We start from the raw sequence: 26,895 nt of genomic DNA on the forward strand, positions 1-26,895 counted from the left end.
CCTCTCATTACTTCAGCTTGTCTTCGGTGTAGTAACCGCCGTCGACGAGGATCTGCTTGTAGTTGGTCTTGTCGACAGCAACCGGCTTCAGCAGATAGGACGGAACGATCTTGACGCCGTTGTCGTAGGTCTTCGTATCGTTGACCTCGGGCTCCTTGCCGGACATGACGGCATCGACCATGGCAACAGTGACCTTGGCGAGTTCGCGGGTGTCCTTGAAGACCGTCGAGTGCTGTTCGCCAGCAATGATCGACTTGACCGACGGAACTTCGGCGTCCTGACCGGAAACAACCGGGAGCGGCTGGTCCGGAGTGCCGTAGCCGACGCCCTTCAGCGACGAGATGATGCCGATCGACAGACCGTCATAGGGAGACAGGACGGCATCGACCTTGGCGTCGGTGTAGTTGGCCGAGAGCAGGTTGTCCATGCGGGCCTGGGCCGTTGCAGCGTCCCAACGCAGCGTGCCGACCTTGTCCATGCCGGTCTGGCCGGACTTCACGACGAGCTTGCCGCTGTCGATGTAGGGCTGCAGGACGGACATTGCGCCATCATAGAAGAAGAAGGCGTTGTTGTCGTCCGGCGAGCCGCCGAACAGTTCGATGTTGAACGGACCCTTGCCATCCTTGAGGCCGAGGGCGTCAACGATGGAACCAGCCTGCAGAACGCCGACCTGGAAATTGTCGAACGTCGCATAGTAGTCGACGTTGGCCGAGTCGCGGATCAGACGGTCATAGGCGATGACCTTGATGTTGGCGTCATGAGCCTTCTGGAGAACGTCGGAAAGCGTCGTTCCGTCGATCGAAGCGATGACGAGAACCTTGGCACCCTTGGTGACCATGTTTTCGATCTGCGAAAGCTGGTTCGGAATATCGTCGTCAGCATACTGCAGGTCGGTCTTGTAGCCGGCGGCCTCGAGCTGCTTGACGATGTTGTTGCCGTCGTCGATCCAGCGAGCCGAAGACTTCGTCGGCATTGCGATGCCCACGAGCCCCTTGTCCTGCGCCATGGCAGGCATAACGAACGAAGCGACGCCGAAGGCGGCCGCAGCCATCAATGAGATAATGGATTTCATTTCTCTCTCCCTTGTTAATAGACGGCGGACGAAAAATCGCCCGCCCCGAAACTGTGGCAGGTTCCGTATTGGATAGTTACTTCAGATGGTGAGAAACGAAGTAGGTCTCCTCCACGATCTCACACGTGTTGAGTGCCAACCAGCACACGGCGGCAAACTGGTATGGATTCCTATAACTGTCAAATAGAATAAGTGGTAATATGCATAACAATTTTGGTATATCGTTAAAAAGTATTACTTTTGATGGAGCGCAGTGAGGAGGCTGCAACCATGACGATTGTTTCCGAGCCATTTTCAATGGATCACGTCGATATCCACAGCGATAATTTCGGCGATGACAGCCTTTTACGTGCAGGACTTAAGCTGAATCACCTGCGCATGATCGTCGCAATCGAAGATAGCGGACAGATTTCCGCCGCAGCCGACGTTCTGAACATTTCGCAGCCCGCCGCATCGCGCATGTTGTCCGAAATGGAATCGATTACCAAGACGTCGCTCTATGAGCGGGTGGCCCGCGGCGTGGTGCTGACGACCTTCGGCGCAGCGCTTGCCCGCAGGGCTCGCAAGATCCTGCTGGAGCTGCGCGAGGCGAGCCGCGAGATCGGTGAATTGAAAAGCGGCAAAGGCGGCTCGGTCTTCATCGGCGCGGTGACGGCGCCGGCCATGAGCCTCGTCGTTCCGGCGATCAACAAGGTGCGCAAGGCCTATCCCGGCATCGAGATCAACATCCAGGTTGAGACGAGCAACGTGCTTGCCCGCGAGCTGCTCGCCGCCCGCCATGACTTCATCATCGGCCGCATTCCCGATGATCTCAATCCGCGCCTGTTCGAGGTGACGGAGATCGGCATCGAGCGGGCCTGCCTGATCGTGCGCAGCAGCCATCCGCTTATGAAACAGAAGACGAGCAGCCTTTCAGAGGTCAGGGATTACGACTGGGTGTTCCAGCCGCCCGGCACGCTGCTGCGCCGCACGATCGAGGACGTCTTCCTGTCGCGCGGCGTGGCGTTGCCGGAGAACATCGTCAACACCTCCTCGCTGTTGCTCACCTGCGCCATCGTCTGCGAAACCGACGCGATCGCTCCCGTCGCCGTCGACGTCGCCCAGTTCCTGGCCAGCCAGGGCTCGAATGCCTCCGATGTGCGCATGCTGCCGATCGATTTCGACATCAACGTCAAGCCCTACAGCATGATCACGGCCAAGGAACGGGCGCTGCCGCCAAGCGCAAGGCTGCTCTACGACATCATCCTCGAGGAGAGCCGCAAGCAGGCCGGCTGACGACACCCGCAAGCCCTGCGCCATCTTACCCGCCTTTAATGCACGCATCGAAAGGGAGGCGGATGCTGTTCGGACAGTCGGTATTTCAATCAGTCCTCGAGCGACTGAAGGCGGAGGACGAGACGGACGAAGACGCCGAGGCGCCGGCGGCCCATCGGGTGCCCGGCCTCGGCACCGGGCTTGCCTTCGATGTCATGGCCTTCGATGTCATGGCCCTCGATGTCATGGCCCTCGATGTCATGGAAGGTGTCTCGGCCGCCTCACAGCGCGTCGGCCAGGCCTATTTCGACAATCTGGAGCTCGATCCCGCCGCCGCGATCGCGGAGGAACCGGCGCCGCTACCCGAACCCAAGGCCGTCATGCCGGACCATCTCGCCCGCATCGCTCCGGAAGAGATCGCCGCGGAACTGGCGATCGCTGCCGCCGATACCCAACAGACGCTGAACGAGAAGCGGCGCGCCTTTGCCAAGACCAATCATCCTGATGGTGTCGCGCAGCCTTTCCGCGACAATGCCAACAGGCGCATGATGATCGCCAATCTGCTGATCGACGAGGCAATGCGCCGCCTGCCGCACAGCTGAAGCATTCTCGACCGCAGGCAAACGTTCCAAGGGTTTCGAATAACCGCCGTTTCCGGCTCGTTCGCGAACTCATATGGGCCGTTGTCCTGCGATTCAACCGGGGCCTATCGTACTCAGTTTGATTTTTTCGCGTTCGGGTAGCAGATAAATCTGCTGCTTTTTGGTGCCGGCAATAGCGTATTTCGTGACCCCCATAGACCATGCCTACGCCCTTTTCGGTAGGCCGTAGCGCTATTTAGCGAAATTGAATGCGATACAACCCGTAGTAACATAGGGCGGTGTAAATATTTTCAGGAGACCGCCGACATGTCATCTACGGAAGATCCGAAGCTGCCACCCAACACTGCGCGCAGACATTTTCTAGGTATAGCCGCCGCCGCTGGTGCTCGTGTTGCCGGCGTGGCAGCCTTGGCCACGGCAATTTCCACCTCTCCGGCCAACGCGCTGGGGCGGCTTTGGGGACGGGGCGGCTCCGGTGGACACGGAGGCTCTGGCGGGAGCGGCGGCTCAGGCGGAAGTGGTGGTGGCGGCAGCGGGAGCGGGAGCGGCCCAAATTGCTTCCTGCGGGGAACGGCGATCCTCACGGATTGCGGTGAGAAGCCTGTCGAGACCCTCAGCATCGGCGATCGCGTTGCCCTTCCTGACGGCAGCACCCGTCCGGTAAAGTGGGTCGGCCGCCAAAGCTTCAAGAAGAGCGGAGCGCGCTGGCACAAGGACGTCGTGCCGATCCGGGTTTCCCGCCACGCACTGGACGGGCACACACCCCATTCGGATCTCTATCTGTCGCCTGGCCATGCGCTGTACCTGAACGGTATTCTGATCCAGGTGAAGGACCTCGTGAACGGCAAGACGATTGCATCGGTCACTCCCGCCGCCGACGTATCGATCGAGTACTATGCCGTCATGCTCGATACGCACGAGGTTATCCTTGCCGAAGGTGCTGAGACCGAGTCCTTCCATCTGAAGAACAGCAATCACGAGAACTTCTGCAATTTTCCAGAGTACGAGCGTCTCTATGGCAAGGAACGCATCATGATGACATCCTTTGCGCCATTGCTGGGAGGTGGCTGGTCACATTTGAAAGCGCTTCTCCTGCTCGGCGTCTCGCCGCTGGTACCGATGCACGATCCATTCGGGAATGCCTGCGAAAAGATCGACGCGCAAGCCAAGGAACTGTCACTCTGACAGGACGGGAATGCGCGGGCATCGGGCTGGCTGCACACGAAGCCGTGCGTCGGTTTTGCGATAGTAAACAAAGACGTCAAGCGTGGCGCGCATCGGAAAGATCGCGGCGCGCTTCGACTGTTCGGCCTTCTTCTCTTCGTCACCTGCCGGATTCGTCCCCGCCCGCGTCATCGGGTGTGACGACTGCCGCCGTCTCCGGCGGCTTCGGATCAAAGGCCCGGATCAGCATATAGCCAGATCAGCATATAGAAGGAATAGACACCCGCACCGCCGGCCAGCATACCCGCGCCAATCACCCCCGACGGCGTTGCCCTGCCCTTCGCGACAATGCGACGAAGCGCTGCGGCGAATCGCCCGCTGATTATTCCGCCTGCCCGTCCTTGGGAGGCTTTTCAGTGGTCGCCGCAGGCCCTTCTTCCTCGGCGTCAGGCTGCGCGGCCGGCTCGGTGGCCGGCGGCTGCGGCTTGAAGGTCCAGAACAATATATAGAAGGAATAGGCACCCGCCCCGCCCGCGAGCACGCCCCAGAACGGATCGCCGGTGACGAACTCGACCACGGCCCAGCCGAAGCAGACGGCAACGATGGCAACTCGCACCCAGAGGCGCCGGTATGCCGGATGGTTCGGATCGATCAGCTGCATCTTTACCCCGCGGTCGGATATGTCGCACTGCCCTCGGCCTGTGCCGCGCTTGTCTCTAAAGCCTTTCCTGGCCAGATTAAAGTATTCTGTTGGCTCAAACGGTATCGAATGCTCGACAAGCCGGCTCCGGCAGAACGCTTCAATCCGAGCCGGAAATGCTCTGGTTCGAATCTTGCAAATGTGAAAGATCCGAGGCCTTGACGCGACACAGAGAAGGTGGAATGAAAATTCCAGAAATTTGACAATTCGGTTTATTTGTTCCGAATTCAAGGGAGGTTGGAATGACAGTGAGATTTGGTCTTCTTGGCGCCGGCCGCATCGGCAAGGTTCATGCAAAGGCTGTCAGCGGCGACGCCAATGCAAAGCTCGTCGCGGTCGCCGACGCCTTTCCGCAGGCAGCTGAAGCCATCGCCTCCGCCTATGGCTGCGAGGTCCGCACCATCGAGGCGATCGAGGCAGCCAAGGATATCGACGCCGTCGTCATCTGCACGCCGACGGATACCCATGCCGATCTGATCGAGCGCTTCGCCCGCGCCGGCAAGGCGATCTTCTGCGAAAAGCCGATCGACCTCGACGTCGCCCGCGTCAAGGCCTGCATCAAGGTGGTGGAAGAGACCGGCGCCAAGCTGATGGTCGGCTTCAACCGTCGCTTCGATCCGCATTTCATGGCTGTCCGCAAGGTCATCGACGAAGGCAAGATCGGCGATGTCGAGATGGTGACGATCACCTCGCGCGATCCCGGCGCCCCGCCGGTGGATTACATCAAGCGCTCGGGCGGCATCTTCCGCGACATGACGATCCACGATTTCGACATGGCTCGCTTCCTGCTCGGCGAAGAACCGGTGTCGGTTTTCGCGACCGCTGCTGTTCTCGTCGACAAGGCGATCGGCGAAGCCGGCGACTATGACAGCGTTTCGGTGATCCTGCAGACGAAATCCGGCAAGCAGGCCGTCATCTCCAACTCCCGCCGCGCCACCTATGGCTATGACCAGCGCATCGAGGTGCATGGTTCCAAGGGCCTCGTCTCGGCCGAGAACCAGCGGCCGGTCTCCATCGAAGTCGCAAACGGCGACGGCTATACCCGCCCGCCGCTGCATGACTTCTTCATGACCCGTTACACCGAAGCCTATGCCAACGAGATTGCTGGCTTCATCGCCGCGATCGAGAAGGGCACCAAGATCTCTCCATCAGGCGCCGATGGTCTCGCAGCGCTAGCACTCGCCGATGCCGCAGTTCAGTCCGTCAAGGAAGGCAAGCTCATCAAGATCGGCTGACGGCCCTCTCCCGACCGGAAGCCGTGCATGAGATGGCCGGGCGCCCGCCCGGCCATTTCGCGTTTAATGAAGCGCGCGCGCGGGCCTCAAAAGACCCCTCCCCAACCCCTCCCCACAGGTGGGAGGGGCTAACCTGCGGCACCTGCGCCGCCCATCCCGATACGCCGAAGATTTGGAAAGCGGGTGCGGCAGTTTAAGTCCCTCCCCCTTGTGGGGAGGGGTTGGGGAGGGGTTTTCTTTGGGGTACAGACCGGGCTGATGAATGAAACTGATAGCTTTGACCTGTGCCGAAGCCCAATCATTCGCCCTTAGCGATGCATCCTCAATCCGCTCACTGAACGCCCGAGACAACGATATCCTCGTCGATGACCGATAGCGCCCGGTTCAGATGTCCTTCGAAGACGAGGATCTGCTCGTCGGCCACTACCCTGATCTCGGGCATGCCTTCCATGCGCACGATATGCGACTGCCCGAGCCCCTCTTCGATCCCTTGCCGAAGAAGGTCGTAATAACGCGTGCCCGGCCCGGTGATGGCGATCGGCATGCGCTCCGTCAGGCTCAGCATGCGCGAGAGCCCGTTGCCGAGCGCCAGCCCCGCCTGGCGGAAGGCGAAGGCGGGGACGCGGTGGCCCTGGCGCGCCTTTGCGGCGATCTTGTCCAGTTCCGCCACCGGCACGAACTTTGCCGGGATCGTATCGAGCGGCACCTCGAAGGCGCTGCGCAGGATCGCATAGAAACCGGCATAGGCCTCGATGCAGCCGCGGGTGCCGCAGCGGCAGAGCCCGCCATTGGCCATGTGCAGCATGTGCCCGAAATTCGGCGCCGATATCTCCTGGCCTGTCTGGTTTCCGCGCCTGACGATGCCGAGCCCGACGCTATGGCCGAGCGAAAGGGCGGCGAGCGAGCGGAAATCGGCGCCCTTCACCATCTCTTCGCGCGCGCCAAGTGCGGCTGCGACCAGCAGCGTCTCGTTGTCGAGGATGACCTTGGCCTGCCATTCCGGCCGGAGTGCTGATTCGAAATCGATCTGATCGCTGCCGAAGATCGGCGACCAGACGAGAACCGGTTCGGTGGAATTGACCAGCCCCTTGCTGCTGATCGAGATCAGCAGCACCTTTTCTTGGCTGATCTTCGAGCGATCGAGAATCCTCAAAAGCCCGGCCCGCACCGCCGCGACGAAGCGGACGGCCCCCGACGGATCATGCGAACGCTCTTCGCTGAAGCGGTCGATCAGCTTGCCGGCATAATCGACCAGCGAATATTGCACCGCATCCGAGGAGATGATGACGACGATGAGATAGCCGCAATCGCGCCGCTGGCGCAGCAGCACGCGCGGCCGGCCGCGGCCGCTTGCCGGCTGCTGTTCCGATTTTTCGATGATCTGGGCCTTTTCCAGCTCAGTGGTGATCGCCGAAATGGTGGCCGATGACAGCCTGGTGAAATCGGATATTTCGGTATGCGCGAGCGCACCGTGGCGACGCAGCACGGACAGCACGAGCACGCTGTTTCTCTGCCGGACCAGCTCCGTGCTCGACTTGGTCAGCATGAATGCCGCCCTCTCCTCCTGCTTGCTCTTCCCGTGGTTTCCACTGCATCTCCAGCCGGTGTTTCGCAAGGAAATTAAGCTGGCAGTGCAGTGTTGACAGTTGAAAAAATCTCTGACACTAAATTTCTCGACTGTCGAGAAAAAAATCCAAACCTTTCTCGACAGCTATTCGCGGTGGCCGGAGGAAGCATGGGCTGGGCCGGTCGCAATCCACTCGGGAGGACATTATGAAGTCTATTTTGAAATTGATGGCCGGTGCTGCCATCCTCGTTTCCGTGCATACCGCTGCCATGGCTGCCGATCTCGTCGTCGGTGTTTCCTGGTCGAATTTCCAGGAAGAACGCTGGAAGACGGACGAAGCCGCCATCAAGAAGGCTCTCGAAGCCAAGGGCGCCAAGTATATTTCCGCTGACGCGCAGTCTTCTGCCGCAAAGCAGCTTACCGACGTCGAATCGCTGATCTCGCAGGGCGCCAACGCACTGATCATCCTCGCTCAGGACTCCGATGCGATCGGCCCGGCCATCGAGAAGGCCGCCGCTGAAGGCATCCCCGTCGTCGGCTATGACCGCCTGATCGAAAACCCGGCTGCCTTCTACATCACCTTCGACAACAAGGAAGTCGGCCGCCTGCAGGCTGAAGGCGTTTTCAAGGCCAAGCCGGAAGGCAACTACGTCTTCATCAAGGGCTCGTCTTCCGATCCGAACGCAGACTTCCTGTTCTCGGGCCAGCAGGAAGTCCTGAAGGCCGCCATCGACGCCGGCAAGATCAAGAATGTCGGCGAGGCCTATACCGACGGCTGGCTGCCGGAGAACGCTCAGCGCAACATGGAGCAGTTCCTGACCGCCAACAACAACAAGGTTGACGCCGTTGTTGCTTCGAACGACGGCACCGCCGGTGGCGCCATCGCCGCTCTCGACGCACAGGGCCTCGCCGGCTCCGTTCCGGTTTCCGGCCAGGACGGTGACAAGGCAGCGCTCAACCGCATCGCTCTTGGCACGCAGACGGTTTCCGTCTGGAAGGACAGCCGCGAACTCGGCCAGCGCGCCGCAGAAATCGCTCTCGACCTCGCCGGCGGCAAGGACATGAGCAAGATCGACGGCGCCCAGGCTTTCAAGGGCGGCCCGAAGGGCGTCGAAATGCAGTCGGTCTTCCTGAAGCCGCTTGCGATCACCAAGGAAAACCTGAACGTCGTCATCGACGCCGGCTGGATTTCCAAGGCGGAAGCCTGCCAGGGCGTCAAGGCCGACAGCGTCGCTGCCTGCAAGTAAGCCAGCGCTTGTAAACTAAAATTGCCGGCGCCGCAGCGGAATACCGTTGCGGCGCCGGATGCGGATGAGAATTCCAACGACGAAGTTTTCTCCGCCTCGCCGCACCATCGCGGGTTTTCATTCCCTGCCGGAAGGGTGTCGCGACGCCACGCGACCGGCTTCCGGAAGCATCGCGATGGTGAGTTGAAGAATAGATGCATGACGCCGATGGCAGCCTCTAGCACGCCGGCGCATCCGTCCAAACAAAGTGGGGGAACGGCAAACCCATGGCCGAAATGGTAAAATCCACAACATCAAGCGGACCGCGAGCGGCGGAAGCCAATCTTGTGACCCGCTTCTTCCGCGCCACCGAGATCGACACGCGTCTGCTCGGCATGATCGGCGCGCTGATCATCATCTGGATCGGTTTCCACATCATCACCGGCGGCCTCTTCCTGACCCCGCGCAATCTCTGGAACCTCTCGGTCCAGACGACCGACATCGCCGTCATGACGACGGGCATGGTGCTGATCATCGTCACCCGCAACATCGACCTGTCGGTCGGTTCCGTACTCGGCCTCTGCGGCATGATCATGGGCGTGACGCAGGCCAAGATCCTGCCGGAATATATCGGCTTCGACAGCCCCTTCACCTGGGCGATCACGCTGCTGGTCGGATTGGCGGCAGGCTGCCTGATCGGCGCCTTCCAGGGCATCATCATCGCCTTCCTCAATGTTCCCTCCTTCATCGTCACGCTCGGCGGCCTGCTCGTCTGGCGCGGCGCCACCTGGCTCGTCACCAGCGGCCAGACGGTTGCCCCGATGGACCAGACCTTCCGCATCATGGGCGGCGGCGCGGAAGGCTCGATCGGCGCCACCTGGAGCTGGATCGTCGGCATCGCAGCCTGTCTCTTCGTCATCGCCAGCATCGTCGGCTCGCGCAGCCAGCGCCGCCGCTTCGGCTTTCCGCGCCGGCCGATGTGGGCGGAATATTTCCTCGCCATCCTGAGCTGCGTGCTCATCCTCGGCGCGGTCTGGATCGCCAACAGCTATTACTGGCCGATCAACATCGCCAAGAAATATGCCGAGACCAACAATATTCCCTGGCCCGAGACCGGCCTGGATATCCCCTACGGCATCGCCGTGCCGGTGCTGATCGCCATCGTCGTCGGCATCATCATGACCTTCATCGCGACTAGGCTGCGCTTCGGCCGTTACGTCTTCGCGATTGGCGGCAACCCCGAAGCGGCAGAGCTCGCCGGCATCAAGACCCGCTGGGTCACCGTGCGCATCTTCGCGCTGATGGGCATTCTCGCAGCCATCGCGGCGGCGATCTCCACCGCACGCCTCAACGCCGCGACGAACTCGCAGGGTACGCTCGACGAGCTCTACACCATCGCTGCCGCCGTCATCGGCGGAACGTCGCTGGCAGGCGGCACCGGCACCATCGCCGGCGCCATGCTCGGCGCGCTCGTCATGCAGTCGCTGCAATCGGGCATGGTGCTGGCGCATGTCGATACGCCGCTGCAGAGCGTCGTCGTCGGCACAGTCCTCGTCGTGGCGGTCTGGCTCGACACCGTCTACCGCGCCCGTGCCAAGTGAGAGGAGCCCTAAACATGGCTGATCAACGCACTCCCCTCGTGGAACTGAAAAACATCTCGATCTCCTTCGGCGGCATTCACGCCGTGGACAATGCCTCGGTCGATCTCTATCCCGGCGAAGTCGTGGCATTGCTCGGGCATAACGGCGCCGGCAAGTCGACGCTCATCAAGATCCTCTCCGGCGCCTACAAGCGCGATGGCGGCGAGATCCTGATCAACGGCGAGCCTGCCGACATCCGCAACCCGCGCGATGCCAAGAAATACGGAATCGAGACGATCTACCAAACGCTCGCCGTCGCCGACAATGTCGACGCCGCTGCCAACCTCTATCTCGGCCGCGAGCTGAAGACCCGCTGGGGCACGCTCGACGACGTCGCGATGGAAGCCTCGGCCCGCGAGGTGATGGGGCGCCTGAACCCCAACTTCAAGCGCTTCAAGGAGCCGGTGAAGGCGCTTTCGGGCGGCCAGCGGCAATCGGTGGCGATCGCCCGTGCGATCCTCTTCAACGCCCGCATCCTGATCATGGACGAGCCGACGGCCGCCCTCGGCCCCCAGGAGACGGCGCAGGTCGGCGAGCTGATCAAGCAGTTGAAGAAGGAAGGCATCGGCATCTTCCTCATCAGCCACGACATCCACGACGTCTTCGACCTCGCCGACCGCGTCTCGGTGATGAAGAACGGCCAGGTCGTCGGCCACGCCCGCACCGAGGACGTGACCAAGGACGAAGTCCTCGGCATGATCATCCTCGGCAAGGTGCCGCCCAAGGCCATCCCCGGCCCCGGCGCCATGCAGATCTGACCGCCGCCAGGCGACAGCCACGACAATCACGCTCCGCCGCCCACAAGGCCGGCGGAGTTTTTATGCAACGGTCCTCGGCGCTGACGGATAAAAACACCCGCCAAACTGCAAGCACCGGTAATTCTGAGAATTTCGCGATTGAAGCCAGCCGCAAGCTAGGCTAAGAACCACCCATCGGACAGGCGATTCAAACCGCCTTAGGCATGCACCCGTAGCTCAGCTGGATAGAGTGTTGGATTCCGATTCCAAAGGTCACAGGTTCGAATCCTGTCGGGTGCGCCATTTTTCCACTGTGGCTGCGATATCTACACCGTAGGATCAGAACCCGGTGGTAGCCGGGTCGCCAAGTTCGCTATCGCCCCCAATTTCGTTTTTCTTCTTCAACCACGCGTCGCGCTCATCGTGATATTTAATCGCCCTCTCGCCCTTCGCCGTTAGGCGCCATTTTATCTTGCGGAAAAGTTTGATGAAGCCATTTTCGCTCAACGTCTTGAGCGCCTGCTTGTCGAGCTTCTCCACTATACCGTTTGCTATCCGCCGGAGTGTCACGACCGCTCGGTCGGATAGCCTTTCAGGGCCGTACCAATCATAGCCATGCTCTTGTCGATATTTCCATGAGTCGTATTCTGCGCGCCGATAGGCTTCGAACTGGCCAATCATGCCATTGTTGAGATCTGAATCGCGGCGATCTGCGATCGTGCATTTAAGCTGTTCAATGACGGCATGCTTCATGCCACACTTGGCTGCCAACTTACCATTAGTACCGTCATGAGCCCATCGTTCACGGTCTTCGGAAAAAATGAATCCTCCGGTTTTTGCAGCTTTTTCTTGCTCAATAATCTCGATCGATAAAGCCTTGCGTAGAATGTCCTCTACTCGCTCCATCTCGCCTTCTCGGCGATATACCTCAATACTCTCGTGCGCGACCACAATGCTGCGCTCAAGAGCTTCCAGCGGCACTGTTTCATCGATTGCGCGCAACATATCGAAGGCTAGCGACTTAATTGCTCTGACCAATCGAATCCGCGGCGTTTCAGCGGTAATGGCAGTCGATGTAGATTTTCCTGTGTCTCTAGTTGCCGCGTTTTTGACGGCCGCATTCATGGCAGCTTGTGACAATGCCTCTCCCGACATACTACCATTTTGCGCCTCAATTCCGCCTTCGGGCGCGACGTATAGACGGACACTTTCTGCTCCGATAGCCATCACATCATTAAGATCATGCAGCGAAATGTAGGGACTGCGGCTCTTGAGCAAACGCTTCACTTCGGTCTCGCCATAGTTAAGCATCTCAAAATATTGCATACTTTGTCGGTGCCCTTGCTCGGCCCTTGCAATGCTCCAATCCGTCCAATCCTTGTACTGGGATGGTGTTTTGCGGCGCTCCAATACGTAACAAATGTCGACGTCAGAGAAGCTCACACCCTTTTTGTCGAGCGCACTGCCAAACAATCGGATTTCGTTGACGAAGTAGCAGAGATCGTCGTTGGCATTGATTTCTTTCACTCGCTCCAAAAGGTCAGCCAAGAGTCTATCAACCCGAGCGCGATCAATACGCTTGAGCATGCTAGCATTTGTAAAGCGGGTGCCCGCAGGGCTTAGGCGATAATACATGCCGGGCGAATGCCAGCGCCCATCAGGCTGAGGAGCGCGCTCAAGAATGCCCTGTTGTTGCAAGGTATCGCAGATCCATTCAGCATGGGTTGCAGAAATCTTGAGGTGATCTCCCAACCGTTCGACGCTCCAGCCGTAGTCGTTACCATCGTGGCGACTCATCTCTCGGATTGCATCACGCACGGTCTTGATTGGCAGCCCGGCGACTTGCACAGTTCGGTCGAGATTCAATGCGGCCCTCCATACGGATATCTGTAGATTGCTTCTTGGCGCATCAGCTACACAACTACGCAAAATATGACCATGACCAAGTCGCCAAAGAGGGCAGCAATGCTACGTGACTACGTGGGGATCCACCTCCCGCGATTTTTGGTATGATCGCATCGCAAACGCGATCAACTCGTGACTGCATGACGTGCATTCTGACTGAGCTTGGTCGCGTCGGAATGGAGTCACCGTATTGAAAGATACGATAGCCCGGGGGTGTCCATTTATATCAAGCATTCAATTACATAGCAGCTCTCAGTTTCATCCTCACGGGTGCACCCTCTCTACCCAGTCTAAAATAAGCTGGGACTTGGTATCCAAGTTCAGTTCTCGTTTTCTTGGACGCGAATAGCGTTGCTCGGCAACGGCGCCGTCGGCGGTGTCTCCTCGGGGCGTAAAGACTCTGGCAGAGCTTTCGGGCTGTAACGTTCGATGAGTTGGCGAACGCGACGCACACCTCCAGCGTCTATGGAAAAGCCCGCATTTCGCAGGTCTCTGGAGGCATTCCGATTTATGTGCTCTGTAGAGGGGATAGGCCCGGACGGCTTCTTCGAAGAGGCATGTAAAAGCGCCGCGACAAACATCTCAAGTGTAAAGCCGTAGGTCTCGGTCACACTGGCAAATTCGGCTTGGTCGCGCTTGTCCTGCGCCACCGCCGCATCCCGCTCGCGGCTGGCCTTAAGTTCGGCAGCATCCTCGATGCTCCAGGCCACGACACGATGAAGTTCATGCCGGTACGGAGAGGGATCAGCGTCATCGATCTCATCTTCGACTTTAAAATCAAAGGCGTGGACAACAGTGACCTCGAAGCTTTGCGAAAGCTGTTTAACCAGGCCTTCATAGGCTGCGCGCACGGCACAAATCAGGATGGAGTCGACAACATCGGCATTATAGATCGCATAAGGGCCATAGCTGTCGCGCGGCTCCGGCCGAAGTTTGCCCACCCCCCGGATGTACATGAGCTCATTGGAAGGGCGGCTGTCGAACGTCGGATCTTCATCACCGGTGAACCAATGAAAGTCGGGTAGCCGGCGCCACTTTCTGTGGGTGATCAGATTGAAGTAATTGCGATCGGTTCGATGCCAACCGAATTCTGTGTCTCTCCAGCCGCCCGGATGCCACCGCACCGATAAATTGTTCATCTTAGTGATATGCGCTGACAGCTCGATGCGAGGCTTGGCGGATCGATCCTGATCAAGGCGCGATCGAATTTGCGCGAGGTCTAAGGTTTGCCAATTGGAGAGTTGCGCAAAGGCCTTGCCTGGGTGGTCGCTTAGCCAGTCGATCAGGTCGGAAAGAACAGTCTCCCTGTTTGGCGGCCTGGAACGGCTCTCGATGTCATCGATATTCAGACCGAGGCGTCCGAGTTCCATTAGGATATGGGAAACGTACTCGCCGACGGATCTAGCTGTTATCCCGTCGTACCAGCTAATCGGGCGGAACAGTTTTATTCGAGGCGGCAGCTTGGATTGAGAAGCACGCTTTGAACCCCTGTGACCTAGTATTTTGGCCATCGCCTCGTCCCAAATACCCTTTCGTTCAAGAATATCCATTTGGATCATTGGCGCAACCACGAATTGTTTACGCAGCGCCAAGAGATTGGGTTACCGGAAATCCGCCTAGGGCCGATGTGGAATACAAGGCGCGCTTCAACATCCGAAGCTGACCTCAGAAATGCGTAGGCATAGTAATGACAAAGCAGTTCCTAGTTTCATTCCCTCCGGCGCGCCATTTTCTGAGCAGCCTTCATAGGAAGTTCGTCGTCAGAGGAGACCTTGCGCCTCAACCGTTCGTGACGAACGCCCATAAGACCCCCCGCACCATGCAAGGTACTCGATCTCCTTGGCGCGCCTTTTGCAAGACGGAAGAGACTGAAGGCCGGGTGCGATTGTGCCTCAAATGACCCACACCCTCAACTCACCGAACTTACGCATCCGCTCGTTAGGAATTTATTGACCATAAGCTGGCTTTACTGAGCGTGATGGATGCGGAGATTCCCGCACACCGTCGAGTGTTTGGTGTAGGACGGAATTGTTCGTGTTGAAGTATCCAGTGCAAGGATTATCGGGCGGAGCCTTGGGCGGAATTGCCACGCTCCTGTCGCGTGCCGAACGGTTTGTCGCCAAGACCATTCTGCCGGCTCTGTTTGCGCTTCCGGCGCTTGTCGGCTCTGCATCATTTGCCTCGGCGGAAGATCGCGCCCTGAAGCTGTTCTTTACCCATACGGGCGAGAGGGCGACGATTACCTACAAGCGGGACGGAAAGTTCGATCCAAAGGGCCTCGCCCAGATCAATCGGTTTCTGCGCGACTGGCGAAGGAACGAGCCGACCCGGATGGATCCCCGGCTGCTCGACCTGGTCTGGGAAGTATACAAGCGCAGTGGCGGCAAGGACTATATCCACATCGTCTCCGCCTATCGTTCGCCCACCACCAACAACATGCTCCGCAACCGTTCGCGCAGCACGGGCGTCGCCAAGAAGAGCCAGCACATGCTGGGCAAGGCGATGGATTTCTACGTTCCCGGCGTGAAGCTTTCGACGTTGCGTGCGCTTGCAATGCAGATGCAGGTCGGCGGTGTCGGATATTATCCGACCTCGGGATCGCCCTTCGTGCATCTCGATGTCGGCAATGTCAGGGCCTGGCCCCGCATGTCCCGACAGGAACTCGCTCGAATATTCCCGAATGGGCAGACCATGCATCTGCCGGCCGATGGCCGGCCGCTGCCGGGATACAATCAGGCGGTTGCGAACCACAGGAAGCGCGGCAGCACTACCTCGATCCAGATCGCCGGCATCGCTGGAGAAGACGAAGACGCGAGCGCGTCGACCAGGTCGAGCGGCGATACCGCTGACAATAAACTCGTGACGGCGCTTCTGCCCACGCCCCGAAGCCGGGCATTGAATGCGCTGGCGCTGCAGACCGCCGCGGTCGAGCGCGATGACAAACGGTCCGCTCCGGATCTTTCGTCTTTCCCGATTCCGATACCGGCGATGCGGCCGCCCGCCTTGGAGCACGACGCTGATATGGATGACAAACTGGAGACTGCGTCGATCGGCCCAATTAATGTCCTTCCGGATAGGCCGGCGCCGGCGTTGCCGATCTACGCCCGCTTCGAACCCCGCCCTGTTGCACACCAGGCCTCCAAGCAGGGCACGAACATGATCGCCTCCCTGCCCATGACCGCTTCCTGGGAAGAAGCAAATTTCCTCGGATCGACGTCCGAAGCGGCGCTGATGAAATGGGCGCTGCATTCTCCTGGCGAGGTGATGGGATTGAGCGCGCCTCGCATTTCCCCGCGCACGGTTCATCGTGAGGTCAATGTCGCGACGTCAGGCGAGGACATCATTCCGGTCGCCGCCCAGTTCGATGCCAACCGGCTTGTCTCGTCCCCGGAGGGCTGACCTCATCGTCAAGGCTTGATGCGCAGCACGAAGCCGGTCAGAAGCGCCAGAACGGCTATGGTGGAACCGGGCTGGCGGTCCCGAGAAACCAGGTGCCGCCGCCCAGTGCCAGAAGCCTGTGCGGTCACCAGCAACAGCCGAGCGGCACCACGAAGGCGTGACATTCCATGTATCTGCGTATGGCCGACTAGATTTTTTAGGATCTCCTAAACAATTGCCACACCTTATGGGCGATGCGCGCGTATCGGCCCGAAAATCGGAATCTATGCTCGGGAAAAATGAGGTAGATCCAATGTGTTAAAGCGTTGTCCAGGCGCTTGAAAAGACGACGACGATCGTTTCTGCGCGCGGAAAATTCAGACCAAAGTCCGAGCCAACCCCGGACTTCGTGCCCATACCAAACGTTCAATCGCTGTAATAACAATAATATATCTTGAAGTAATGAGGCGCGTTGATGTGAGAAGCGTATCAATTTCTGGCAGAGCTGGCTTCATTGGATCGACTGTGACCGACTTCTACTTAGGAAGCGATGTCCGGAAACTGGTTGTTGTTGACAATGTTTACACTGGACCTTTCGAAAATATAGCACACATCAAGGATCCCCGTTGCCGCCGAGCGACATGCTTGTCGATGAGCAACCTCAGCTCTGGATCCGGAACGCGTCGGAGAGGTTCTCGAAACCATCCGGATTCCTTCGATCGTGCCCGCAGATGGGGCGGACTTCTCATGGCACGGATAGTCGAGATAGGGCAGGTCGTGATGATCGCGCAACGCTCATCTGTAGTATCCGGTCCGGCGCGGTCGCTCGTTATCGAGCGCGGCATCGGCAGCGACAATCACCTTAAAGTAGGTACATTTAACGATTAACATTAATGAGTGAGTATTTCTTAGAACTCCTCTAAATAATTGCCATGCATTACAGGCGATGCTAATAAACAGGCACATTTCTCAAGTCACGAGGCGCAATGCAATGAAAAGCGTATTGATTTCTGGCGGGGCTGGCTTCATCGGATCCCACTTGTGTGATCGACTTTTGCTGAGGACGGACATTCAGAAGCTGGTCGTTGTCGACAACCTCTGGACCGGGCTTTTCGAAAATATCGCGCACATCAGGGACCCCCGTTTCCACTTCGTGAAGTCCGACGTCGAGATGCTGCAGACTTCGGAGAAATTCGACGAAATCTATCACCTTGCATCCCCCGCATCGCCGCCGTGGTACATGAAGGAGCCGAAGAGGACGATCTCCGCCAATCTTCTCGGAGCGTTCCGGCTTCTCGATCTGCTGAAGAAGGGCGGACGTTTCGGTTTCACATCTTCTTCCGAAGTCTATGGCGATCCTCTGGTGTCGCCGCAGCCGGAATCCTACAAAGGCCAGGTCGACTGCACCGGACCGCGCGCGTCCTACGACGAGAGCAAACGGTGCACGGAGTCGCTGCTGTTCGAGATGCAGCGCACCCAAGGGCTCGACGTCAAGATCGTTCGTCCCTTCAACATCTATGGCCCGCGGACACGGTCCGACGATGGCCGAGCAGTCTCCAACTTCATCACCCAGGCGCTTTCGGGCCGGCCGATTACCGTGTTCGGCGACGGCCTTCAGTCGCGCAGCTGGGGCTATGTCGACGACGTTGTCGATGGTTTCGCGCGATATTTCTGGATGAATGAAACCGACTATAAGGGGCCTCTGAACGTCGGCAATGATCGCGAAATTTCGGTTCTCGAAGTCGCGCAATATGTCTCCAGACTTGTTGGCGGCGTGCCGATCGTCTTCGAACCGTCACCTCCGCAGGACCCCACGAACAGACGGCCGGACTTGACCAATGCGCACTATGTCATGCCCGAATGGTCGTGCAAGATCACCTACGAACAGGGCGTGGCGATGACTCTCGACTGGTTCAGGGACCAAATGAGGCACGCCGCGGAATAACCATGTCGGCTTTCGAGACTCGCGTCTTGGATGCGCGCGGCGTATGTTCACGGTGCGATTGAGAGAGTGATGATGCGAGAAGCAATTCCGTCCGATCTGAAGGATATGAGTTTTCCCGTACCGATTCACTATCTCGATCTCGCCTCCTCTCGTCTCGATGCCGTTTCGCCCCCGATCTCCGATGGGCTCGTGGTCTTTCTGTCGGATGGTCTTCCCGTCGGACAGACCTATATCGAAAGGCCAGAGACAGCTGCCGCCCTCGCCGAGCGTATCGTGCGGCCCGAGACCCTCGAGCATGCGCGTCATGTCACGCAAACGCCGGTGCGCAACCGAGACGTCAGCATTCTGATTTGCACCAAGGACCGGCCGGAGGAGCTACGTCGGTGCCTGGCCTCGATCCCCAAACAGTCGCTCGGCCCCGTAGAGATCATCGTGGTGGATAATGCCTCCGCCGGTGATGCGACACGTCGTGTGGTGGAGGAATCGGGCGCAACCTATGTCCGGGAAGATCGGGTCGGGCTGGATTATGCGCGCAATGCGGCGGTTCGTGCGGCGAGAACCGAATTCGTCGCGTTTACGGACGATGACGTCGTCCTCCACGAGCGCTGGCTGGAAAACCTGATGAAGGGGTTCGACCTGCCGGAGATCGCCTGCGTAACCGGGTTGGTTCTTCCCGGAGAACTTGCAACGCCCGCACAATTTATCTTCGAAAAGCATTGGAGCTTTGGCAGGGGCTATCTGCGGCGGGATTTCGATCAGGATTTCTATGGCCTACACAGGCGTTACGGCGCTCCGGTCTGGACGATCGGGGCCGGCGCAAGTCAGGCCTTCCGCCGCAAAATCTTCGAGGAGATCGGCCTGTTCGATGTCCGCCTGGATATGGGCGCTGCCGGATGCTCGGGCGATTCCGAATACTGGAACCGGCTTCTCCATCATGGACATGTCTGCCGCTACGAGCCGACAGCCGTATCCTGGCATTTTCATCGCAAGGATATGAAAGGGCTCGCCAAACAGATCTACCAGTATATGAGCGGCCATATCGCGGCGCTGCTCGTCCAGTATCAGAACACCGGAAACGGCGGCAACCTCAGGCGCATCCTCATCTCCTTTCCGAAATATTATGCCGGACGGCTCCGCAAACGCCTGCGCAAAGGCGCGACGTCGCATGACTTCTTCTTGAAGCAGGAAATGCTCGGAAGCGTAAACGGCGCTCTATACGTTCTGCGGCGATGGAAGAGGCCCGCATGGTAATCGCCGCGACGCCTGACATTTCATTCCTTATCCCCGCCTACAATGCAGCCGATACGCTTGCCGAGTGTCTTGCCAGCCTGCAGCAGCAGACGCGATCGAACTGGCAGGCGGTCGTGGTCGATGACGGTTCGACCGACGGCACCTGGGAGGTGCTTGAGGGCATAGCAAGAACGGATAGCCGCATTCGCCTCGCCCGCCAGCCGAATGCCGGCGCAGCGGCGGCGCGAAACCACGCTGCAAGACTGGCATCCGCACCCCTGCTCTGTATGTTGGATGCCGACGACTGGCTGGATCCGACCTTCATCGAAAACATGCAGCCGGTGGCAGAGGATGCATCTCCACCCGTTCTCGCCTATTGCGATTATCGTCGCGTTGCTCCGGGCGGCCGGCTGCTGCGGGTAGAACAGGCTCCCATCCTGACGGGAGATGCCGCCAAGCGCGAATTCTCCTCCTTCTGCGCCCTTGCCATCCATACGGTCGTCTTTCCCAAAAGCTTTTTCGAGCTTTTGGAAGGCATGGATGAAACCTTGCAGACCGGCGAGGAATGGGATCTCTGGCTCCGCATGGCCTTTGCAGGCGCCGAATTTTGCCATGTGGACAAATGCCTCGCATTCTATCGCATGAAGGCCGGTTCGCTGTCCGGCGATCCGGTCAAACTGGTGCGCGACGCGGTTCGCGTGACGACGAAAGCGCAGGCGCTGCAGATGCAGCAGGGCTTGTCGGCCGGGGGGCCGGAGACAGGTTGGATCACGCCCCCCGTCAGCCAACTGCGCATGCTCGCCTGGGTCGTCGCGGCCAAGCTCGATCCGGCTTTGGATATTGCAGCTCTTGCAGCGCTTCTGCCTGACATACCGGACGCCGCGGGCTACGAAAACCTTTTTGCCGGCGTAATCCTCCATGGCCTGCAGACAGGGCTCTTTATCGATCGGGCAGACGGTCTCATCGATGTTCTCGATAAATGGCGACCGACGTTCCTTTCGCTCATCCAGCTAATTCAGGATCATTCCATGCCTGGCGCTGGGCGCAAGATCATTGACGCCGTTTCTTGGCACATATCCGCCGCAAACCCTTTGCGGTCATTCACGCTTGGCAATGTCCAGGTGGTCAGTGTCGCGCTCGAAACGCTTTCGCGAATCCCCAAAGCCGAACCATCAGACACGCTCGTCATGCACGCCATGTCCGGCGGACAACATGTCGGCTCCTTTGTCGGGCCATTCTGGGGCGATCTTTCGATCCGGGCGCAGATCAGGCTGATCATGCATGAGATGCAGGCAGACGAGCATCTGCAAACGCCCCACGCACTCGCCTATGCCAGCTCCTGGACAATGGAGGCATTGCGCGGCTACAGGACCTTCGGCGGACTGATCATCAAAAGCGGCCGGCGGCGAGGGCGTCTCGAAAGGTTTTTGGTGCGTGTCGGACGCAATGCCCTCCTTGCCACAGCGCCCGGCGACAAACAGGACAATGACGCCCGGATTTCCGAAATCCTGCGGGATTTCGAACATCGACTGGCACCGCCGTTTCGAAATTCTCCCGAGCCAAGGTCGGAGAAAAGAAAACAGACTGCTTCCACTCAATCGGAAGAGGAATACTGGGAGCATATGTTCGAACGCCCGGATCCGTGGAATTACATCTCGGTCTACGAGCAAGTCAAATATGCTCAGACGTTGAGCCTGATCCCGGAAGGGATCGAAAAGGCCCTCGAACTCGCCTGCGCCGAAGGAATCTTTACTGAGAAGCTGGCGCCAAAGGTCGGTCGGCTGACGGCCACCGATATTTCCCAGCGCGCGATCGACAGGGCGATCAAGCGGTGCCGCGACCATGGTAACGTCGAGCTTCGTGTTCTCGATTTCGTCAAAAGCGATGTTCCGCCCGAGCAGGATCTCGTTATCTGTTGCGAAGTCCTCTACTATATGAAGGATGAGGAGATGCTTGCGGCCGTCTGCCGGAAGATGGCCGCAGCAGTGAAGCCGGACGGCTACCTGATCACTGCCCACGCGCATATCCGCCAGGACGAACCCGGCCGAACCGGTTTCGATTGGGGCCATCCTTTCGGTGTCGAGACGATAAAACGGGTTTTTGCCGCGCAGGCCGGCCTCGCCCTGGAAGAGACGATCGACACCGAGCTCTACGCCATCCACCGATTCAGGAAAGGTGCCGTGGCCGATCCCGCCCTGCGGGTCGAAGCGCACGGAGCCCCATTGGATACGGATGTGGCAAAGCACATTATCTGCGGACCGGCGGGCATCGCGCGCGAGGCGGCATGGAAGACGGAGGTGACCACCTCGGTTCCCATTCTGATGTATCACAGGATCGCAGAAGACGGCCCCGCTGCACTCCGGCGCTTCCGCACGCCGCCGGAGATTTTCCGCAAGCAGATGCAGTTCCTGAGGCGACAGGGCTATTACAGCGTGACCGCGCAGAACCTGGCAAATCTTCTGCGCAGCGGCAAGCCGATCCAGGGCCGGCCTGTGATGCTGAGTTTCGACGACGCCTATCTGGATTTCCAGACGAACGCCTACCCGATCCTTGCCGAGAATGATTTCAGCGCCGACGTGTTCGTGGTGACCGATAAGGTTGGCGGTCGGTCAGATTGGGATTCCGCCCATGGTGAACCTGCACCGCTGATGTCGTGGTCGCAAATTCAGGAATTGCACCAAAAGGGCATCAGCTTCGGCTCCCACCTCGCATCCCACACACCGGCCAGTGCGATTGATAACGAAGCCCTGCTGGCCGAAGCCATATTATCGCGCGACGCGCTGCAGAGCCGGCTGGGCGCCCCGGTGGAATCGATCGCACTTCCTTATGGCGGGACAGACTTCAGGGTCCCGGGCATTCTGGCGCTTGCCGGCTATAGGGTCGGCTTCACGACCCGGCCGGCAAAGGCTACCTTCTCCGATAATATCTTCGCTCTGCCGCGCTTCGAGGTGCGCGGGGATCGCCCGCTTGAAGCCTTCCCTGAACTCATCGGCCTGCCCGGAGCCTTTATCGGATGACAAAGCCATGACTGCCGCAGCATCCCCCTTGGTCACCATCGTCATACCGGCTTACAATGCCGAGAAGACGCTTGTCGAAACATTGCGAAGCGTCTCTGCCCAGTCTTACGACAAGCTCGAAATCCTGGTGGTCGACGACGGATCGCGGGACGGCACCTTCGATCTTGCGCGCGACTACAGCCTGACCGATCGCCGTGTCCGTGTTCTCCGCCAGGACAATGGTGGGGTTGCGCGGGCGCGCAACCACGGCATCAAAGAGGCGCGCGGCTTCTATATAGCCCCTGTCGATGCCGATGACGTGTGGCATCCCAGCAAGATCGAGCTCCAGCTTGAGGCAGTGCTGAAATTTCCCCACGGAAACGGAGTTGCCTACAATTGGTATGCGGCGATCGACGAAAACGGCATCATTTTCGGCCATTCGCGCCCGGTCCTGCATCAAGGAAACATCTTCGAACCGCTGTTGCGGGAAAATTTCATCGGCAATGGCAGCACGCCCTTAATGCCGCGGGCGGAGATTCTTCGCTGCGGCGGTTATGACGCCGGCCTGCGCGACAACGGCGCCGAGGGGTGTGAGGATCTGAAACTTTATCTGGCGCTCGCCGAAACGCTGCCCTTCGTGCTGGTACCCGATTTTCTGACCGGCTATCGTTTCACCAAGGGCAACATGTCCAGCAATGCCTATCGGATGCTGAAGTCCCACGCCTTGGTGATGGCGCCGATCATCGCCCGCTATCCACATTTTGAGCGTGATATCCGGACGGCCGAATTCAACACCGCCTCCTGGTATTTCAAAAAGGCGTTTCTCGACGACGATTATGCGCAGCTCAAAAAGCTGGCGCCGATGATGGTGAGCAAATACCCCTCACGCCTTATCATCCATGGCATGCAGCAGGGATGGCGGCAGGTAAAACGCCACGGCATACGGATAGCGAGGCGCGCCCTGGGCAAGCCTCCGGCCCGACCCAAAACCCGCTTCGCCGCGGTCATCCCGCAAGCCGGAACAGCTTTCCGCGATCGATACGCCGGCATGCCGGCCAGGGAAGCGCCCAGCCCCATCGCTCAGCGGGTGGCCGACAATGAATAGGTTTCGAAAACCTGCATCCGCCAAGCCGGCCACCGCCTACAACCTGATCGTGGCAGCTCGGTTCCGCGAGCTTCGGCAACTCGTGCCGGCGCTGCGGTTCAAGATGACGGTGATGATCGTCCTCGGAATTCTCACCGGCCTTTCGGAAATGATCGGGATAACCCTTCTGGTCAGCCTGGTCTTTCTTCTCGGGCAGCAAGGCCCGGTTTCCGGCTCCGCCATTGCATGGCTCCCGGCGTTTTTCGGCAACATCGACCTCAGCCTTTCCAAGCCTGTCCTGATCGGCATTCTCATCGGCTCCATCCTCCTGCGGATTTTTCTGGGATGCGCCAACTCGCTCATCTCGAGCGCGATCAATCATCGGATTAGCGACAGGATGCGGGACCGCCTCTACGCTAAGGTCCTGGCCATTCCTTTCCAGCGATTTCAGGACTATGAGCGTAGCGACCTGATCAACGTCATCGCCACGGAATCCTATGCGGTCTCCTCGGCGCATGCCAGCCTGGTGCGGTTGGGGGTCAATTTCGGCACGATCGTGATCTTCGGCGTCGGCATGGTGGTGATGGCCTGGCCGATCGCTTTGCTCGGGCTCATCTTCGGCGTCCTCCATAATTTCGCATTAGGCTTCTTTGCCGGCGCCTACCGGCGCGTGGGAGCCTCGGCGGTGGCGGCGGTGGAGGCATTGACGCAACTGAGCTGGACAACGCTGCAAACTGCCAAGGCCGTCAAAAGCTTCGGCCTCGAGAAGCGCCACCAGCAGCTCTTCGCGGCGCTTTCCAGGGAGGTCGGCCAGACTTGGCGCCGGTCGGACTGGATGGGCGCGACGACCTCGCTTGTGAGCGAAATCCTGACGTTCGGTGTCATCCTGACGATCATTCTATCCTCGGAATTCCTGCCGGTGGATTTCAAGGCGGCGCTCTCGGCCACGATCCTTCTCTACAGGCTGCAGCCGCATATCAAAGGATTCGATTCCCAGATTCTGAGTCTTTACGAGATGGAAGCGTCCCTGCAAAACGTCCTGGCGCTGCTTGCGGAGAAGGATGACATCAAACTGACCTCGCAAGGAGAGCCGGTCACCCGCCTGGCGGAGGCGATTGTCTTCCACAACGTCTCGTTCGCCTATGAGCGGTCGAACGCCCCGGCTGTTGACGATCTCAGCTTCTCGATCAGGGCAGGCGAAACGACGGCTCTGACGGGGCCGAGCGGCTCCGGCAAAACCACAATCCTCAACATGATACTCGATCTCAATCCGCCGACCCAAGGCATGATCACCGTTGATGGCAGGGACCTCGCAACCATTGACCGTTCCAGCTGGCTGGAGCTGCTCTCCGTGTCGGGTCAGGACGTTGAACTGATGGAGGGCACTGTCCTCGACAACATCCGGTTTCGTCGCGATATCTCGGAGCAGGATATCCGCTGGGCGGCCGATGTCGCCTGCGCAACGGAGTTCATCAACGATCTGCCGTATGGCTTCGATGAATGGCTGGGCGACGAGGCGATCCGGCTTTCGGGCGGACAAAGGCAACGCATAGGCCTGGCGCGCGCGCTCGCCGGCCGGCCTCAGATCCTGCTGTTGGACGAAGCGACGAGCGCGCTCGACGAAGATACCGAGATGCGGGTGTTTTCGGCGATGAAAGAAAACGCCGGCAGAACGCTCATCGTCGTTAGCCATCGGCCCGCTGTGGCCAGGCTGATGAAGAATCGGATCGATCTCCGCCCCCCCGCTCCCACGTCGAAGCTCGGGTGACGGAGATGGATATGTCAACGATGTCCGGGATTTGGGTGGCCGTCGTGATCCCCGCCTATAACGCCAGAGACTACCTTACCCAGACGCTCCAGTCCGTCATCGACCAGACCCACAAGGCGCTGGAGATCGTCATCGTCGACGACGGCTCGACGGACGACACAGCCTCGATCTGTCGCCATTTTGCCGCGAGTGATCCAAGGATCCGGATTGTCTCGACTGAAAACCGTGGCGTCGCCGCGGCCCGCAACACTGGGATTGAAGCATCGAAATCCGACTATATCGCCTTCCTCGATGCCGACGACCTGTGGCATCCGACCTATATCGAAAGAATGCTTTCGGCTCTCCATCCCCTGCCGAACACCTGGGGCGCGGTCTATGCTCTTCACCGTCTCATCGATCCCGAGGGATATTGCATGAGATCCGGTTCGTCACTGAACGCCAGGGACACCATTTTCACCCGTCATCTCGTATTCCGCTTCGTCGGCAATGGCAGCGGCTTCATGGTTCGCCGCGCAGTCATTGAGAAGATCGGTGGCTACGATCCAAGTTATGCCAGGCAGGGTATCGGAGGATGCGAGGATTTCGACTTCGAACTTCGTACAGCTGAGCATTTCAAGATCGAGACGGTGCCGTTGGGTCTAGTGGGATATCGTGTTCATTCAGCAGCCATGTCTTCCGACAGGTCGCAAATGGCGCTATCGCTTCTGGCTGTGACGGAGCAATGTATCGCCCGCAATCCACAGCTTCCAACTTTTGTCGTCAATTGCGCCCGCGCGTCGGCGAATCTTTATGCATTTTCAAAATTTGCCGCATTGAAAGATTGGCGCCGCGCCGCGACCTCACTCAAGCACATTTATCATCATAGCCCAATGCTTGCTTCCGGCATCCTGTTCAAATTGATCCTTTCAAAAGCCGACAGAGCCGCACGCAGGACATTGTCCAAAGCCTGGCCAGTCAAGGAACAAAAGGGAAAGAATTTCAGGAAATTCGAAGAGATAGACCCACTTGTCCCATTGGTTGGCGGTTGGACACGCTTCAGGACGAAGGCATTGTTAAGGCACTTGTCGGAGATCGATCGGTCCGGCGAATGCTCTGCGGCGGCCTCGTCGCAGGAGGCTTGATGCCTGCCGGCTACACATCTGTTGGTGGCGCCAGCGCCGGCGGCAGTTTTTCGCCCGGCTGCTCAAAAATCTAAAGGTTTAACAACCCATCACTTCAATCGGCGTGGCGACTACCTCGCTACCTTCTATTACGAATTTGATAATTAATCAGAATAGTAATAGCAAATAAGAGAAAAAGATACAAAAAAAGCAATTACCCCAATAATGATCTGTGACAATACAGAGTTTTACTGTAATCATCCTTATGCACGTGCAAGCATTCTTAGCAGAG

The 26,895-nt window shown here is 58.8% G+C and carries 20 protein-coding genes and 1 tRNA gene; 15 read left to right on the forward strand and 6 right to left on the reverse strand.

Annotated elements, in window-relative coordinates:
- Positions 1-7 precede the first annotated feature (7 nt).
- Complete coding sequence (gene chvE, locus GFM02_RS13255; protein ID WP_020051228.1) at positions 8-1,072, reverse strand: multiple monosaccharide ABC transporter substrate-binding protein; 1,065 nt, start codon at positions 1,070-1,072, stop codon at positions 8-10.
- A gap of 270 nt (positions 1,073-1,342) precedes the next feature.
- Between chvE and GFM02_RS13260 the strand changes: the two genes are divergently transcribed.
- The 3 genes from GFM02_RS13260 (at position 1,343) to GFM02_RS13270 (ending at position 4,113) form a co-directional block, all read left to right on the forward strand.
- A complete protein-coding gene (locus tag GFM02_RS13260; RefSeq protein WP_168270543.1) occupies positions 1,343-2,347 on the forward strand; it encodes a LysR family transcriptional regulator in 1,005 nt (334 codons plus the stop codon).
- Between the two features lie 62 nt (positions 2,348-2,409).
- On the forward strand, positions 2,410-2,928 hold the full coding sequence (locus tag GFM02_RS13265) for a hypothetical protein (protein ID WP_168321864.1): 519 nt from the start codon (positions 2,410-2,412) through the stop codon (positions 2,926-2,928).
- Between the two features lie 306 nt (positions 2,929-3,234).
- Complete coding sequence (locus tag GFM02_RS13270; RefSeq protein ID WP_168270539.1) at positions 3,235-4,113, forward strand: Hint domain-containing protein; 879 nt, start codon at positions 3,235-3,237, stop codon at positions 4,111-4,113.
- A gap of 361 nt (positions 4,114-4,474) precedes the next feature.
- On the opposite strand, the gene GFM02_RS13275 is transcribed toward GFM02_RS13270, so the two are convergent.
- Complete coding sequence (locus GFM02_RS13275) at positions 4,475-4,753, reverse strand: hypothetical protein (protein WP_168270536.1); 279 nt, start codon at positions 4,751-4,753, stop codon at positions 4,475-4,477.
- Between the two features lie 281 nt (positions 4,754-5,034).
- Between GFM02_RS13275 and iolG the strand changes: the two genes are divergently transcribed.
- Positions 5,035-6,027 carry an inositol 2-dehydrogenase gene (gene iolG / locus GFM02_RS13280; RefSeq protein WP_168270534.1) on the forward strand — a complete coding sequence of 331 codons (993 nt, stop codon included), beginning with the start codon at positions 5,035-5,037 and terminating at the stop codon, positions 6,025-6,027.
- A gap of 331 nt (positions 6,028-6,358) precedes the next feature.
- Here iolG and GFM02_RS13285 read toward each other — a convergent pair whose 3' ends face one another.
- Positions 6,359-7,573, reverse strand: coding sequence for an ROK family transcriptional regulator (locus GFM02_RS13285; protein ID WP_168270532.1), 1,215 nt, complete (start codon positions 7,571-7,573; stop codon positions 6,359-6,361).
- Between the two features lie 227 nt (positions 7,574-7,800).
- Here GFM02_RS13285 and xylF point away from each other — a divergent pair, with 227 nt between their 5' ends.
- From xylF to GFM02_RS13305, 4 genes are all read left to right on the forward strand, one after another.
- Positions 7,801-8,841: a D-xylose ABC transporter substrate-binding protein gene (xylF, locus tag GFM02_RS13290; protein WP_011653094.1), complete on the forward strand. Its 1,041-nt coding sequence runs from the start codon at positions 7,801-7,803 to the stop codon at positions 8,839-8,841.
- A gap of 266 nt (positions 8,842-9,107) precedes the next feature.
- Positions 9,108-10,421 (forward strand): sugar ABC transporter permease, encoded by a 1,314-nt coding sequence (locus tag GFM02_RS13295; RefSeq protein ID WP_168270531.1) that lies wholly within the window; start codon positions 9,108-9,110, stop codon positions 10,419-10,421.
- 14 nt (positions 10,422-10,435) lie between these two features.
- Positions 10,436-11,218 carry an ATP-binding cassette domain-containing protein gene (locus tag GFM02_RS13300; protein ID WP_003542059.1) on the forward strand — a complete coding sequence of 261 codons (783 nt, stop codon included), beginning with the start codon at positions 10,436-10,438 and terminating at the stop codon, positions 11,216-11,218.
- A gap of 205 nt (positions 11,219-11,423) precedes the next feature.
- A tRNA-Arg gene (locus GFM02_RS13305) sits at positions 11,424-11,500 on the forward strand.
- A gap of 36 nt (positions 11,501-11,536) precedes the next feature.
- Here the strand turns inward: GFM02_RS13305 and GFM02_RS13310 are convergent.
- On the reverse strand, positions 11,537-13,063 hold the full coding sequence (locus tag GFM02_RS13310; protein ID WP_168272607.1) for a nucleotidyltransferase domain-containing protein: 1,527 nt from the start codon (positions 13,061-13,063) through the stop codon (positions 11,537-11,539).
- Between the two features lie 359 nt (positions 13,064-13,422).
- A complete protein-coding gene (locus tag GFM02_RS13315) occupies positions 13,423-14,694 on the reverse strand; it encodes a hypothetical protein (protein WP_168272606.1) in 1,272 nt (423 codons plus the stop codon).
- A gap of 436 nt (positions 14,695-15,130) precedes the next feature.
- Here GFM02_RS13315 and GFM02_RS13320 point away from each other — a divergent pair, with 436 nt between their 5' ends.
- Positions 15,131-16,501, forward strand: a complete 1,371-nt coding sequence (locus GFM02_RS13320) for a DUF882 domain-containing protein (protein ID WP_168321865.1) — start codon at positions 15,131-15,133, stop codon at positions 16,499-16,501.
- Between the two features lie 8 nt (positions 16,502-16,509).
- Here the strand turns inward: GFM02_RS13320 and GFM02_RS13325 are convergent, their stop codons facing one another.
- Positions 16,510-16,665 (reverse strand): hypothetical protein, encoded by a 156-nt coding sequence (locus GFM02_RS13325; protein WP_168321866.1) that lies wholly within the window; start codon positions 16,663-16,665, stop codon positions 16,510-16,512.
- An 806-nt stretch (positions 16,666-17,471) separates the two neighbouring features.
- On the opposite strand from GFM02_RS13325, the gene GFM02_RS13330 reads away from it, so the two are divergent.
- From GFM02_RS13330 to GFM02_RS13355, 6 genes are read left to right on the forward strand one after another with little or no spacing between them, the layout of a single operon-like run.
- Positions 17,472-18,425, forward strand: a complete 954-nt coding sequence (locus GFM02_RS13330; RefSeq protein WP_168321867.1) for an NAD-dependent epimerase/dehydratase family protein — start codon at positions 17,472-17,474, stop codon at positions 18,423-18,425.
- Positions 18,426-18,455: 30 nt separating this feature from the next.
- A complete protein-coding gene (locus GFM02_RS13335) occupies positions 18,456-19,676 on the forward strand; it encodes a glycosyltransferase family 2 protein (RefSeq protein ID WP_168321868.1) in 1,221 nt (406 codons plus the stop codon).
- Positions 19,670-22,672 carry a trifunctional glycosyltransferase/class I SAM-dependent methyltransferase/polysaccharide deacetylase gene (locus tag GFM02_RS13340; protein WP_168321869.1) on the forward strand — a complete coding sequence of 1,001 codons (3,003 nt, stop codon included), beginning with the start codon at positions 19,670-19,672 and terminating at the stop codon, positions 22,670-22,672. The genes GFM02_RS13335 and GFM02_RS13340 overlap by 7 nt, the downstream gene beginning before the upstream one ends.
- Before the next feature lie 7 nt (positions 22,673-22,679).
- Complete coding sequence (locus tag GFM02_RS13345) at positions 22,680-23,756, forward strand: glycosyltransferase family 2 protein (protein ID WP_168321870.1); 1,077 nt, start codon at positions 22,680-22,682, stop codon at positions 23,754-23,756.
- Entirely contained in the window at positions 23,749-25,503 is a 1,755-nt protein-coding gene (locus GFM02_RS13350) for an ABC transporter ATP-binding protein (protein ID WP_168321871.1), read from the forward strand. Before GFM02_RS13345 ends, GFM02_RS13350 begins: the two co-directional genes overlap by 8 nt.
- A complete protein-coding gene (locus GFM02_RS13355) occupies positions 25,500-26,624 on the forward strand; it encodes a glycosyltransferase (RefSeq protein WP_168321872.1) in 1,125 nt (374 codons plus the stop codon). Before GFM02_RS13350 ends, GFM02_RS13355 begins: the two co-directional genes overlap by 4 nt.
- The last annotated feature ends 271 nt before the right edge of the window (positions 26,625-26,895 follow it).

The organism is Rhizobium leguminosarum bv. viciae (assembly GCF_012276115.1).
In the GTDB taxonomy this organism is placed as follows: Bacteria; Pseudomonadota; Alphaproteobacteria; order Rhizobiales; family Rhizobiaceae; genus Rhizobium; species Rhizobium leguminosarum_T.

Bases quoted from the DNA above. Each gene is read 5' to 3' on its own strand.
- chvE (WP_020051228.1), bottom strand. From the start codon at position 1,072: ATGAAATCCATTATCTCATTGATGGCTGCGGCCGCCTTCGGCGTCGCT.
- GFM02_RS13260 (WP_168270543.1), top strand. From the start codon at position 1,343: ATGACGATTGTTTCCGAGCCATTTTCAATGGATCACGTCGATATCCAC.
- GFM02_RS13265 (WP_168321864.1), top strand. From the start codon at position 2,410: ATGCTGTTCGGACAGTCGGTATTTCAATCAGTCCTCGAGCGACTGAAG.
- GFM02_RS13270 (WP_168270539.1), top strand. From the start codon at position 3,235: ATGTCATCTACGGAAGATCCGAAGCTGCCACCCAACACTGCGCGCAGA.
- GFM02_RS13275 (WP_168270536.1), bottom strand. From the start codon at position 4,753: ATGCAGCTGATCGATCCGAACCATCCGGCATACCGGCGCCTCTGGGTG.
- iolG (WP_168270534.1), top strand. From the start codon at position 5,035: ATGACAGTGAGATTTGGTCTTCTTGGCGCCGGCCGCATCGGCAAGGTT.
- GFM02_RS13285 (WP_168270532.1), bottom strand. From the start codon at position 7,573: ATGCTGACCAAGTCGAGCACGGAGCTGGTCCGGCAGAGAAACAGCGTG.
- xylF (WP_011653094.1), top strand. From the start codon at position 7,801: ATGAAGTCTATTTTGAAATTGATGGCCGGTGCTGCCATCCTCGTTTCC.
- GFM02_RS13295 (WP_168270531.1), top strand. From the start codon at position 9,108: ATGGCCGAAATGGTAAAATCCACAACATCAAGCGGACCGCGAGCGGCG.
- GFM02_RS13300 (WP_003542059.1), top strand. From the start codon at position 10,436: ATGGCTGATCAACGCACTCCCCTCGTGGAACTGAAAAACATCTCGATC.
- GFM02_RS13325 (WP_168321866.1), bottom strand. From the start codon at position 16,665: ATGTCACGCCTTCGTGGTGCCGCTCGGCTGTTGCTGGTGACCGCACAG.
- GFM02_RS13330 (WP_168321867.1), top strand. From the start codon at position 17,472: ATGAAAAGCGTATTGATTTCTGGCGGGGCTGGCTTCATCGGATCCCAC.
- GFM02_RS13335 (WP_168321868.1), top strand. From the start codon at position 18,456: ATGCGCGCGGCGTATGTTCACGGTGCGATTGAGAGAGTGATGATGCGA.
- GFM02_RS13340 (WP_168321869.1), top strand. From the start codon at position 19,670: ATGGTAATCGCCGCGACGCCTGACATTTCATTCCTTATCCCCGCCTAC.
- GFM02_RS13345 (WP_168321870.1), top strand. From the start codon at position 22,680: ATGACTGCCGCAGCATCCCCCTTGGTCACCATCGTCATACCGGCTTAC.
- GFM02_RS13350 (WP_168321871.1), top strand. From the start codon at position 23,749: ATGAATAGGTTTCGAAAACCTGCATCCGCCAAGCCGGCCACCGCCTAC.